The sequence below is a fragment of the Chitinivibrio alkaliphilus ACht1 genome (genome assembly GCF_000474745.1).
Classification (GTDB): Bacteria; Fibrobacterota; Chitinivibrionia; order Chitinivibrionales; family Chitinivibrionaceae; genus Chitinivibrio; species Chitinivibrio alkaliphilus.
In genome coordinates, this window is the sequence record NZ_ASJR01000018.1 from 1 (window position 1) to 12556 (window position 12556).

Annotated in this window: 12 protein-coding genes; 4 read left to right on the forward strand and 8 right to left on the reverse strand. The window is 46.2% G+C overall.

Translation table 11 applies throughout. The features are described from left to right. Together CALK_RS08920 and CALK_RS08925 are read left to right on the forward strand one after the other, a co-directional pair. On the forward strand, positions 1-759 hold a 759-nt coding region (locus CALK_RS08920; RefSeq protein ID WP_034637627.1), incomplete at its 5' end, for an InlB B-repeat-containing protein. Continuing rightward, entirely contained in the window at positions 669-1178 is a 510-nt protein-coding gene (locus CALK_RS08925; RefSeq protein WP_162146726.1) for a formylglycine-generating enzyme family protein, read from the forward strand. The genes CALK_RS08920 and CALK_RS08925, both read left to right, overlap by 91 nt. Positions 1179-1427: 249 nt before the next feature. Here the strand turns inward: CALK_RS08925 and CALK_RS08930 are convergent, their stop codons facing one another. The 6 genes from CALK_RS08930 to CALK_RS08955 form a co-directional block, all read right to left on the reverse strand. Next, positions 1428-2405, reverse strand: coding sequence for a tRNA dihydrouridine synthase (locus CALK_RS08930; RefSeq protein WP_052569231.1), 978 nt, complete (start codon positions 2403-2405; stop codon positions 1428-1430). 97 nt (positions 2406-2502) lie between these two features. Next, on the reverse strand, positions 2503-2937 hold the full coding sequence (locus CALK_RS08935; RefSeq protein ID WP_022637360.1) for a hypothetical protein: 435 nt from the start codon (positions 2935-2937) through the stop codon (positions 2503-2505). Between the two features lie 359 nt (positions 2938-3296). Then, positions 3297-3731 (reverse strand): hypothetical protein, encoded by a 435-nt coding sequence (locus tag CALK_RS08940; protein ID WP_022637361.1) that lies wholly within the window; start codon positions 3729-3731, stop codon positions 3297-3299. 213 nt (positions 3732-3944) lie between these two features. After that, positions 3945-4571: a ribonuclease HII gene (locus CALK_RS08945; RefSeq protein ID WP_022637362.1), complete on the reverse strand. Its 627-nt coding sequence runs from the start codon at positions 4569-4571 to the stop codon at positions 3945-3947. After that, a complete protein-coding gene (gene purN, locus CALK_RS08950; RefSeq protein ID WP_022637363.1) occupies positions 4564-5181 on the reverse strand; it encodes a phosphoribosylglycinamide formyltransferase in 618 nt (205 codons plus the stop codon). Before purN ends, CALK_RS08945 begins: the two co-directional genes overlap by 8 nt. Beyond that, positions 5178-6353 carry a glycosyltransferase family 2 protein gene (locus CALK_RS08955; RefSeq protein ID WP_022637364.1) on the reverse strand — a complete coding sequence of 392 codons (1176 nt, stop codon included), beginning with the start codon at positions 6351-6353 and terminating at the stop codon, positions 5178-5180. Before CALK_RS08955 ends, purN begins: the two co-directional genes overlap by 4 nt. Positions 6354-6511: 158 nt before the next feature. On the opposite strand from CALK_RS08955, the gene CALK_RS08960 reads away from it, so the two are divergent. After that, positions 6512-6793, forward strand: a complete 282-nt coding sequence (locus CALK_RS08960; protein WP_022637365.1) for an HU family DNA-binding protein — start codon at positions 6512-6514, stop codon at positions 6791-6793. 60 nt (positions 6794-6853) lie between these two features. Continuing rightward, positions 6854-8650, forward strand: a complete 1797-nt coding sequence (gene uvrC, locus CALK_RS08965) for an excinuclease ABC subunit UvrC (RefSeq protein ID WP_022637366.1) — start codon at positions 6854-6856, stop codon at positions 8648-8650. Here the strand turns inward: uvrC and CALK_RS08970 are convergent. Together CALK_RS08970 and CALK_RS08975 are read right to left on the reverse strand one after the other, a co-directional pair. After that, a complete protein-coding gene (locus tag CALK_RS08970; protein ID WP_022637367.1) occupies positions 8626-10161 on the reverse strand; it encodes a B12-binding domain-containing radical SAM protein in 1536 nt (511 codons plus the stop codon). The two genes, uvrC and CALK_RS08970, sit on opposite strands and share 25 nt — an antisense overlap. A gap of 34 nt (positions 10162-10195) precedes the next feature. Continuing rightward, complete coding sequence (locus CALK_RS08975) at positions 10196-12541, reverse strand: ATP-binding protein (RefSeq protein WP_022637368.1); 2346 nt, start codon at positions 12539-12541, stop codon at positions 10196-10198. Between the last annotated feature and the right edge of the window lie 15 nt (positions 12542-12556).

The following is a 12556-nucleotide window of genomic DNA, read 5'->3' on the forward strand; positions in this document are numbered from 1 at the left end:
CCTGATAGTATGCCGTCAGAGGATTTGACCCTTACCGCTCAGTGGACGGTAAATCAATATTCCCTTACCCTCACCGCAGAAAACGGGAGAATTATAGCCGATCGCGAAGGACCTGAATATGAACACGGTACAAATGTGACCCTGACCGCAGAGCCGGAAGAGGGGTATGAGTTTGTGGAATGGAAAGTAGATGATGAATATGATACTGTATACCCTCTCACAATTACCATCACAGATGACATGGCAATAGAAGCGTTTTTTTCTAAAAAGACATATTCCCTTACCCTCAATGCAGAAAACGGGACCATCACCGCCGATCCTGATCAGGAAAAGTATGAACACGGTACAGATGTGATCCTGACTGCTGAGGGGTATCAGTTTGTGAAATGGAGTGGCGATACTTCGGGCAGTGACAATCCCCTTACCATTACAGTGAAAAGAGATATGGAGATTACAGCGTTGATATATAAAGAGATTACTCCTGAAATGATATCCATCTCCGGCGGTACATTTATGTATCAGGATAGTATATCAAAAATTGTGGGAGAATTTCAGATATCAAAATATCCCATCACACAGGCTGAATACCTTGATGTTATGGGCGCAAATCCATCTGAATTTACAGGCATAAAAACCGTCCCGTGGAACGAGTTACCTGGTTTGATGCGGTGCTCTATTGCAATGCCCTTTCAAGAAATGATGGCCTGGATACGGTGTATAGCTACAGCAGTATCGTTGGCCCTCCCGGAAGTGGAGTGACAAATCTTAAAGATCTTGAAATAGACCATACTGCAAACGGGTATTATCTCCCAACCAGTGTTCAGTGGGAATATGCCGTGCGTGGTGGAACGACCGACACCTGGTTCTGGGGTAATGACTCCACCGATGCAGATGCCTATGCCTGGTACTGGGATAACAGCGATATCGTGGACGGTCGTACAACCCATCCCGTAGGTCAAAAAAAGTCCAATGAATTTGGGCTCTATGATATGGCGGGGAATGTGTGGGAGTGGTGTGAGGCTGGCTCGAGGCAGAGCCTACGGATCATTCGGGGCGGTAGCTTTGACTTCAGTGTCGGAAACATGAAGTCTTCCTACCTCAACGAGGTCCTCCCAGTTAGTTGCAAAAACCGTTTCGGTTTTCGCGTTGTTAAGGGTGGCCGCCCTGAATCCCAGTGAAAACATTGGTCTTAGGGATTATTTTCCGGGCGAGTAAGGTTTTCGGAGATGGTGGCAGTGTGGGTGGAGTGAGTGAACCTTGATTGGAAGGATTATTTTGATTTCCTGATTACTATATTCAAGGTAATCAAGCGAATCATGGACCAAAACAAGGGAGTCACATGAAACACGAAAAGCTCACATACAACATAATCGGTGCATCCATGAAGGTTCACACGCATTTGGATACCGGTTTTCAGGAAGTTGTCTTTACCCCAACCACGCAGGATCAAAGGTCTCATCGGGGGGCGTAAAGGTATAGGCTGAAAAAAGAGCATCCACGCGCATGCGGTACGATTGTATATCCTGAGATTTCAGAATTTTCTTTATCCCGGACCGTCCATGGGGAAAGCTCCATTGCAGGTATGTCCATATCTCCTTCATTCGTCCCAGTACGGGGCGTGGGCCGTATAGTAGTTCCTCATAGGCCGTGCAGAGATGAGACAAAAAGGCGTGGAGCTGCTCCTGCGCATCGGGGGGCAGACAAGCCCCCGTAATTTGTGCCGGCAGAAAGGGATTTGTCAAAAGCCCTCGACCGATCATTATTCCCACTGGTGGGGGCGTGGCAGCACCTATGTTTTCTGCTTGTTTTGGGGAGAAAATATCACCATTATACACAACGGGAATGGAGGTGTTTTTTGCTAGGTCATGGACGACATCCCGCCGGGCATGGCCCGAATACATCTGTGTCCCCGTGCGTCCGTGAATGATAAGCTCCCGACAGCCGTATTTTTCAAAAAGAGGAAGCAGGTCTTTGGTTTCACCGGGGCTACTCCAGCCGGTTCGTGTTTTTACGGTGTAGGATATATCCTGCTGAGAAAGGAAGTGCAGCACCGGTTCAATTATTTCCGGGTGGGTGATAAGACCGCTTCCCTTTTTCTTTTTGGTCACCGTGGGAAAGGGACAGCCCAGATTCCAGTTCAGCTCTGTGTATCCTTCTCGGCATATCTCCTTGATAAAAACGGGAAATGCTTCGGGGGTGTTTGCAAGAATCTGGGGGGTGAGAGGATAGGCGTCACAATTATTTTCCCGCAAAATATCCGCAAAGACACTCCGTCTTATTTTACGATCTGTTCCCGGTGCTATAAAGGGGGACATTGCCGCATCTATTCCGTGGAAATAGTGCCGGTATATTTTTCGAAAGGTGTGGGTTGTTATACCCCGTAGAGGGGCCATGATACACTTCACAAAATCCTCTTTTTGTATGTAATATACAATGGTGAATGGATGATATAAAAAAAGGAAGCCTGGTATGCTTCCTTTTATGACAACTCCGAAAAATATTTCATTGTCGATGAAGCAGAATCGACTCTTTATCCGTTCCGGTTTTCAACGCTTTTTCAAATGATCTTTCAATGTTAACAGGGCGGGTGAGTTCAGCTTGCTGATCTGCAATATGAAGAGCCGTGACAGTGTTGTCATATCCATCTATGATTACCTTGTTAAAGGTATAGGTCCGTCCTTCCGTACGAGCAACCTTCGACTGCTCAATCCACCCTTCAATTCCCTGATGTTCTATAAAATAGTACCGTCCTTGGCTTTTTCGTACCAAAAGTCGATCGCTCTCATCAACTTGTTCAAGGGATCTTTCATTTCGCTCACGGACACTATTCTCATAGACCCCAGTACGTTGTATGGGACGAACGTAGAACAGTTCTGATGCAGAGGAAACTGTCACAATAATAAGCAGTCCCAAAATAACTTGTATGGAATTTTTCATATTCACACCTTTTTAAATGGATATAGTATTAGTATACACAGATGGATACGGTTTGCTCTGTATATTTTGTAATCAGCCCATGATATGAGTTCCCTCTTCGTGTTTCATGGAGTGTTGAATCTCTTGTAACAAGATGATATGTAGATTACTATACGAATTGTTGCCGTAGCGTTGGAATGAAGACCTTGGGATGGTCAGGAAAAGAGTGGTAGTACCTGCTTTTTTCCGCGGAGGGTAAGAACGGGGTGCGTCGGGTGTTTTTGGAAGTAAGTTGGTTCTATCGGACACGGAGCGGAAATAAGGCAAGCAAAAAAGAAAGCACATCGTGCTTTCTTTTTTGCTAGGATTGGAACCGTGTTTTAGTATCTTTGCCGCAAGACAGACTCTTTGTCAGTACCCTTTTTCAAAGCTTCTTCGAAGGATCTGTCAATGTCAACGGGGCTGGTTAAGTCTGCCCGTTGATCTGCAATATGCAAGGCCGTCGGGTTGTCCATGTACCCCTGCACGGTAATATTATCAAAGGTAAAGGCGCGACCCTCAGTACGGGCGACATTTGATTGCTCAACCCATCCTTCAATTCCTTGATATTCTACAAAGTAGTACCGTCCTTGGGTTTGCCGCACGAGGAGTCGATCGCTTTCATCAACCTGCTCAAGGGCTCTCTCGTTTACTTCACGCACTCTGTTTTCATAAATCCCGGTACTCCGCACGGGGCGTACATAAAAAACTTGCGATGCAGAAAGGGCAGTTGCTACAATGAGCATACCTGCAATGATTTTTATGGAGATACGCATACTCACACTCCTTATTTGAATGGGTATCATCTATAATATAATAGATATTACGGTTTTTGCCATGAATTTATTTCACCGTGTCTATTTCCTGAAGTAATGGATATGAGCAGCATAGGGGAATAGTGCTTTGATATTTTTTTGCTGGAAAAGTTCCATGGATATCTCTTTTGACGTGCACAGAGAAAATACTTCTGGATATAGAGGGCAGCCTTGTTATAGAAACGAGAGCTGTTGAGGATTTTTTTTGGGGATATCCATGGCGAAACTTTTGCGGTGAATCTGTACGGGGCCATACTGTCTCAAGAGCTCCTTATGACGTCGAGTGGGGTATCCCTTATGCGATGCAAATTCATATTGGGGCCATCGAGTATGGTATCCCCGCATAATTCTGTCTCGAATGACCTTGGCAACGATGGATGCTGCTGCAATACAGGCACTCCTGTCATCTCCCTTTACGAGCGGGTGTTGTTGTTCTGCACAGAGATCTGGTATGGGATGGATTCCATCGATAAGTACAATCTTGGGAGTCGGTGTTATTTTTGAAACAGCGCGCGCCATGGCTTGTAAAGATGCTTGCAGAATATTGATACGATCTATTTCAGCGGCACATACCGTTGCTATTCCAAAGGCGGTGGCTCGGGAACAGATTTGCGTGAACAAGACTTCACGTTTTTTTTCACGTAGCTTTTTTGAATCTCTCAGCTCATCTATGGGATCGTTCATATTCAGTTGCACAGCCGCAGCTACCACCGGCCCGGCAAGAGGGCCACGTCCTGCCTCGTCGGTACCAATGGGGGCTCCTCCGTGTTCATATGCGGCATCAAATTCGTATCTATTCATGGCGGTATACCCGTCCATTTTCTACCACAAGTTGCTCTTGAGCTACATCTTCAACGGCCTTCCAATATATGGCATGCTCCTTTGCGAGCACTCGTTGAGCCAAGCTCTGCACTGTATCCGTGTCTTCCACGAAAACAGGTTCTTGTCGTATTATGGGGCCTTCGTCGTAGTCGGAGGTGACAAAATGTATGGTGATGCCTGTAATCTTTACCCCGCGGGAAATAACCGCTTCATGAATTCTGCCTCCGTACATACCTTTGCCCCCAAATGAGGGCAGGAGCGAAGGATGTATGTTAAGGATACGCTGGGGATATGCTGCTATTACAGGCTCAGGAATGCGTTTCATGTAGCCGGCAAGGACAATGCACTCTATGCCGGTGTTTTCTAATTCCCGTAGTAAAGCGTGGGCGTAGGCTTCGGGGGTTGAATAATGGGATGGTGCTATGTGCAAGGTGGGAATCGCCTGATTTCGGGCAATCTCCATGGCACCGCATTGGCTGTTGTTTGACACAAGGAGTCTGGGAGTATAGGTGAGGTCTCTCCGCAGTTTTTCGGTTATGAGTGCGGCGAAATTAGATCCACCGCCAGAGGCAAACACAGCAATATTCATGAGGAAGCACCTTTCACGTCGGTTATTTTTTGTACAGTCCCTTTGCTATCCATCTGGTAGGCATAGCCACTCCAGCGAATGGTGTTAGAGGTACAGCTGTATAAGAGTGCCCACGTTACAGAAAAAAATGAGATTGGAGCGGTGGCAATAAAAAACCACGGGGAGCCTGATTTTCCGAGCGTAAAGAAGGGGAGTGCCACGATCATGGGGCCACCTGTAAGAAGCAGGGCAACTATGCCGGCCCAGCCATGGAATAGGTGGGGAGCAATAAGGAGGGTAGATACAGAGAGAATGATGCTCGCCTGATGGATCACTGCCATGGCAATAGCGCCGTACCAATCTCGTCGTTGATAGAATTTAAGATATTGCACTTGACGGATATACCAGGAAATACTTTTGGTATATGATCGTATTGTCTTGTCAGTTTCCGTCAGACAGGAGTAGGCAAGCACGCTTTTGCGCTTATGGCGACGTATGTGTTGGGACAAACTGAGATCATCAACACCGGTATGTGACCAAAGATCGTCTACTCCAAGCTCGTCGTAGTCCTGGCGGGAGATAGCTGTTGATCCTCCCCAGAGTCCTCCATTCCATAGGCGGGAGCTGAGAGAAAAGGCAATGAAAATACAGTAGTTCTGAAATGCATGGGCGCTGCTTCCCAAGGTGTTGGTCCGTGAGTACAGCCATCGAAATCCTGTAACAGCAGTTACGTCAGTAGTTGAGAGCGGGGCAATCATCGATTCTAACCAATGGGGAGATGGTTGGATATCAGCGTCAGCAAAGAGAAGTATATCCACGTCTTTTGCATGGGCAACACCTGCGCGGAGGTTATGATTCTTCTGACAGGATGTTTTTGTTCTTCCTGCCACAATCAAAGTTCCCTTTTGCGTGGTTGCACAGACCGTTCTTATTACTTCTGCTGCAGGATCATGGGCATCTTCTACTACAAAAAGAAGGGTGTAGTTAGGGTGGGAAAGATGGCAAAAGGCAGAGAGGTTTCTTTCTAAATCTTCGCTGAATCCTTTGCAGGGAATAATGACCGCACACGATGGGAGCGGGGTTTGTACAGGTGGGGCTGTGTAGTTTTTTTGAAATAGACGAGTAGAGAGAGCTGCCAGAAGCAGCAGTATATATATAAGGAAGAGAAGCAGGGCTGATATGGTGTAGATCATTCAATACCTTTCATGGGAGAGAGGGTAAAAATAAATTCAGCAGTTTTCTACAGGGTGTGAGAAAAAAATAAAAAACACTTTGTTCTTGCTATTTCATCCTATCCCTTTCTATATTGAAACTACGAGAAACTTTCAAGGATTTTTTTGGAGGAAGTTGTATGAACAAAACTCAGTTTATTGATGCCGTTGCAGATGATTGCGGTATTGCAAAGCGTGACGTTGAGAAGGTGATAAAATCATTCATGGATACGATCCAGGATACCCTTGCTAAAGATTCCAGCGAATCAATTCAGTTTATTGGTTTCGGAAGCTTTACTGTGGCAGAGCGAAAAGCACGCAAAGGGTTTAATCCTCAAACAAAAGAGGAAATTGAAATTCCTGCTTCAAAAACGGTTAAATTCAAACCGGGTGCGGCGCTCAAAGATGCTGTAAACAGCTAAGCCTTGCACTCCTAACTTTTGAGAGCGGCTTACCTTATGAAAAGGTAAGCTGTTTTTGTTATGATAGATTACGAATCATGTAAGCCAGACCTACCCCGTCTTCCCGGAGCGTATCTTTTTACACAAGGGGAGACAATTCTCTACATTGGTAAAGCCAATAGTATCGCTCAACGGGTGGCGTCATATTTTTCTGGTCGGCAGGAGCGACGGCATATTCCGGTGATGCTGCGTCGGGCAGATTCCATACGTTGGATTGTTACGGAAAACGAAACGGAGGCCTTGGTTCTTGAAGCGAACCTGGTAAAAAAACATTGTCCTCCCTATAATATTGAACTCAAAGATGATAAGCATTTTCCCTATATTAAAATAACCACGTATGAGCCCTTTCCCCGTATTTGTATTGTGCGATCTGTTACCAAAGATGGTGCAGTCTATTTTGGTCCCTTTACAGAGGTAACAAAATTACGACGTATTGTTTCATTGTTGCGTAAGAGCCTTCGTATCCGCACATGCAGGAGGACCATTTCGTATCATGATAATCAGCGCCCATGTCTGAATTATAGCATGGGCATATGTAGTGGGCCGTGTAACTCACATATTTCCCATGAAGAATATGCCAAGAGCATTGATCTGGTGCAGAGTTTTTTCTCTGGACGGCGGCGCGAAGTTATTGCCCGGTTAACGTCTCAGATGAAGGAGTGTTCGGAACGGCGGGACTATGAGAAAGCAGCGCTCTTACGTGATCGTCTGCAAGATATTCGGTCTCTCACACTTCGACAAGGGGTTGATTTAAAAAATCCCTCCCTCCATTGTGATGTCTTTGCCTCTTATGTTGGGGCCACCCATTCTGCTTTGACGGTGATGATGATCCGTGAAGGGGTGATTATTAACCAAAATAATCATATCTATGGGCGTGACCGATGGGACGGGGCTGATCTTGCCATGATTGTGTTAGATTATTATCAACGAAGTATGAGTCGTATTCCCGACGAAGTGCTTCTTGCTCCTGAATTTGAGCAAGATCTCCATGCCCTATCCCAGTGGGTAGAGACATATCAGGGCGGAGTGACGGTAAAACTTCCGCGACGGGGAGAGAAGTATCGCTTGGTACAGCGCTGTGCCAAGGCGGCTCGATTATATTTAAGCCAAAAGTATCTGAATGAGTATCCCGCCATTCACGAGGAGCTTGCCCATGTATGTCAACTTCCACGTACCCCTAAACGCATTGAAGCCTTCGATATTTCGAATTTAGGGAGCAGTTTTGCCGTGGCGGGTATGGTTCATTTTTTCAATGGAGAACCTGATAAACAGTATTATCGGCGGTATAAAATTAAGAGTATCTCCGGTCAAAATGATTTTGCCATGATGATGGAAGTGGTACATCGGCGCATGGCACGGCTGGCCAAGGCTCCCGCCGATGAGGTTCGACCTGATCTCTTCTTGATTGATGGAGGAAAGGGACAGTTACACTCTGCCATGGAGGCCCTTCGTGATGTTCCCGATCCCCCGATGATCATCTCTCTTGCAAAGAAAGAGGAGATTATTCATTCCCCCTATGCAGACAAGCCCATTGCCCTTTCCGACGGACATCCCGTACGACGTCTTGTTGAACGTATTCGTGATGAGGTGCATCGTTTTGCCATCACCTATCACCGTAAGTTGCGTGGTCGCAATGTGGGGCGGTCTTTGTTGGAAGAAGTGCGTGGTATTGGCCCCCAAAAGGCGCGTCTTTTATTGCGACAGTATCAATCCGTACAGCGTATCGCTGCCTGTTCCCCGGAAGAGTTGGCACAACAGCCGGGAATTACAGAAGCAAATGCCCGAGATATTCTTCAGGAGTTACGGGAATTTTTGTAAACCCCTGCAGGCACACCTCGTTTTCGCGCCCAGCGACGGATCTTCCAGGCGACGAAGGGAGATCCCATACGCATGGCTCCGCGTATGGTCTGGCGTATAGCCCACGGGGATGCATGACTGTAGAGATCCCAAATGACAGGGAGCCATCGTAAGTTATGCAGCCAGCATTTCTCAAGCAGCTCATAGTGGGATGGGGTGAGCTTATCCAGGGTCAGCGAGGTTGTTCCGGCAAGCTTCGATGTTTCCATTGAGGTGAATAAGAGAGGGACAATAATACTTCCATAGGGGGCTATTTTTTCAATAAGGTCAATGGTTGCCCGGATATCCTCTTCTTCTTCTCCGGGAAGACCGAGGATAAGAGTTGCGCTGGCAAATATAGAATGTTCATGAAGGATTTTCATTCCCTGCACAACAACCTCCGGCCACTCCTTGGGTGCATAGGGATAGACCTTCCCTTTCATATGTGTGCCGATAAGGCGGGGGCTTCCTGTTTCTATGCCAACTTGAAAATATCCCCCTGGGTGCTCTCGGGTACCCCACTTGAGGGCTTTCTGTATACCCGTAATAGTCTCTGGAGATTGTACCACTGACGAAAGAGAGGCGTGGCTCGCCCCACTCCAGGAGACCCCGGGAACCTTCATAATATTTTCAAAGAGGGAGACCACGGCAGGGCCATTTACCTTCAAGCCATCAGAGTTGTAGAGGAGTATATCCTCTCCGTGAAGCAGAACACCCGTATTCTCGCGAAGATTTACCTGGGTTTCTCGAAGGATTGACTCCATGGGGCGGGAGCGGACTCGCCGCACCGTGGGTACACAAAAATCACAACTGCGAGCGCACCCGCGGGTTACTTCAACTAACCCGGTGATTGCAGGATGTACAATATCTGGAATATCTTCATTCGGAACATATTCTCCTGCAACTACAGGCGGGGGTGACTGCGATGGTACGGAACGCAGGGATGCGACAAGATTCACCACGGAGTGTTCTCCTTCTCCCGTAATTACCGTATCAATACCCAGACGCTTTTGTTCTTCTGGGTAGACAGAGAACTGCCACGCCCCAGGACCTCCAAGGATAACTTTCGGCCTCTGTTTTTGTATACTCTTGGCGGTAAGAAGATGACGCAGTTTTTGTGCCATTCGTCCCTCTCCGCCCCAGAGTTCCGTAAAGGTGCTTGTGGCAGGTCCCATCCCTAAGGGATCATTGGAACTTACCAGAAGAACCTCTGTTTCCTTAGAAACAACCCTATTAATATGGGCCGGGTGAGCAACAATAATTTCCTCAGCGGGTATACCGGCTCGAATAAGGGCTGCTTCAATTTTACGGATGCCGTAGGGGGCACAAACGAGCCGTCCCTTTCTGTGTCGTGCTGAAGGACAAAAGAGGGGGTAGTAGAGTAGGTCAGGCAGCACCCCCGTTGGTAGACAGGCACTGAAGCCCAAAAAAAGAAGACCGTGGTATTCGCTTGCCATGGTTCTGTCACAGGTGATAACAATCGGATATCCCATAGGAAATGCCCTCCCGTTTTTATAGAAAGATATACTATGAAAGGGGGGGCTGCTGAGTTATGTCATGATTCAGCCATTTTTCCAGTATTTTTTCTATGCGGGAGATTGTTACCGGCTTGGGAAGGTAGTCATTCATCCCCAGGGAGTAGTACCGTGCCTCATCTCCCGAAAGAATATTAGCTGTTAAGGCAATAATAATAATATTCCTGTTTTGGGAGATTTCTGGAGAGTGACGGATCTTTTTCGTAAGCTCTATGCCGTCAATTCTCGGCATTTGAATATCGGCAAAAAGGATATGGTAATACTTTTCCTGTAGGTATTCAAGGGCTTCTTGTCCGTCCTTAGCGATGGTAATGGAGATACCGAGACTTTGAAAAATTTTGTCTATTACAATACTGTTTACGGGGTTGTCTTCTGCAACGAGTATAGACAGGTGGGAAAAGGGTGATTTCTTTTTCTCCGTGCGTGCCTTTTTTTGCGGAGCATACGGGAGATTCTCATCTATATGTTGCGACAGAGCATCTAGGAGACGCCGTCTGCTTACGGGAAAGGGGATGAACTCCCGTGCAGAGTATTTCTCTGAATCATAGGTGATAATACTACTCATGGGGCCAATTGCAAGGGGAATAAATTGTCTTTCTTCTTGTAACGATTCTATTTCCTCTTGTTGGGTTTCTACGGATGTTGGGGTATACAACAGCACGTGCGGTCTTGTTGTATGAGAAACCTGTATATAAATATCTTCGAAAGAGTGAAGGTTTCTACAAATAATTCCTGCATTTCGCAGGATGTACGATACTTCCCGTTTCTGCGCGTATGAGTCTATGGAGAGAAGCGCAATGGGCGTGCGCGAACCAAAGTCTCTTTTGGGCGGTGGTGCGACGGCTTTTACCGGAAGGGTGACACGGAATCGTGTTCCCTTTCCTTTACGGCTTCGCAGAGAAATCTCTCCATGAAGCAAGGAAATAATTCGTTTGGTAATGGCCAGCCCCAGGCCAGTACCACCGTATAGTCGTGTGGTTGACGTGTCTTCTTGAGTAAAGGCTGTGAAAATACGCTCTTTCTGTTGTGGGCTAATACCAATACCCGTATCACCTACAATAAAGACAAGGTTCTTTTCCTGTGGATACACGGAAAGCCATATTTTGCCCGAATGGGTGAATTTTAGAGCATTTCCCAAGAGGTTTATGAGGATCTGTTTGAGTTTTGTTGAATCTGTTTCTATGTACTCCGGAACCGCACGGTGAAGGTGGTATCCCATGGTAATACCTTTTTCTTCAGCACGTAAGGTAAAGAGATGTATGATTGAATCAAGAAGGGTGTCAAGGCAGACGCGCTGTATTTCTACTGTTGCTTTATCTGCTTCTATTTTTGTAAAATTGAGAATATTGTTGACAAGATCAAGGAGGGTCTGCCCGCTCTGTTTAATAATCGATATATACTCACCTTGACTTGGCTTGGTAGAACTCTGGCGAAGGAGAAAATCTGCAATACCAATGATGCCGTTTAAGGGGGTTCTAATATCGTGGGTCATATTTGCAAGGAATATGGACTTTGCTCGGTTTGCCTGCTCTGCTTCATCCTTGGCTTGACGGTAGGCACGGGTTTTTTGCTGTACCTCAAAGTCAAGATTTTGATTCATACGGTAAAAGCGATTTTTTAAGATGATGTGGTCATAGGTATATTTGTTGGTAATAGCAAGGATAATAAAGAGATATGATACTTCGAGAAGATATACTCCCGGAATAATATGGGCTGCCACCAGCAGATCGTTGACTGCAATTAAGCAAAAGAGGTAGAAGCTGCTGATAATGATTCGCTCATGAATGGTACGGTTGTGTTTAAAAAGTTGTTGAAGTTTCACTAAGGAGAGCAGAATTGTCAATAGAACGAACACATAAAAGAGGGTAACCGGGAGGGTGCTACTGTATTCAATAAAGGAGGTACCGAAGAACGAGTGCTCCACGGCGGTACGAATATCAAACAGCATGGTCTCTGTACCGGTTGCTACATAGCGGATGGCATCGTATGAAATATAGAGCAAAAATAGAAAATAGATGAGGGAGAATCGTTTTAAAATCTCCTGTCTATCCGAGGGAAGCCAGTTGCGAATGTACTGCACCAAAAAAATAGCAATAAGAGATATGCCGATATGGTTGAGGTGCATAAAGAAAATGGAGTGCTCCTCTGTTTGTCCCAGGTGGTAGAGGCCGGCACAGGATAATTGATAGAAAGAGACAGACAGGGACAGAAGAGAAATTGCTAAGCTATGTTTGTCTTTTACATCATAAAAGTAGAACAGAAGATGATATATGGCTACAAAGGCTGTGATTCCCGCAAGGATAAGTATGAGAAGAGTATATGGGGAAATTGAAATCATAGAAAAACCGTTTTT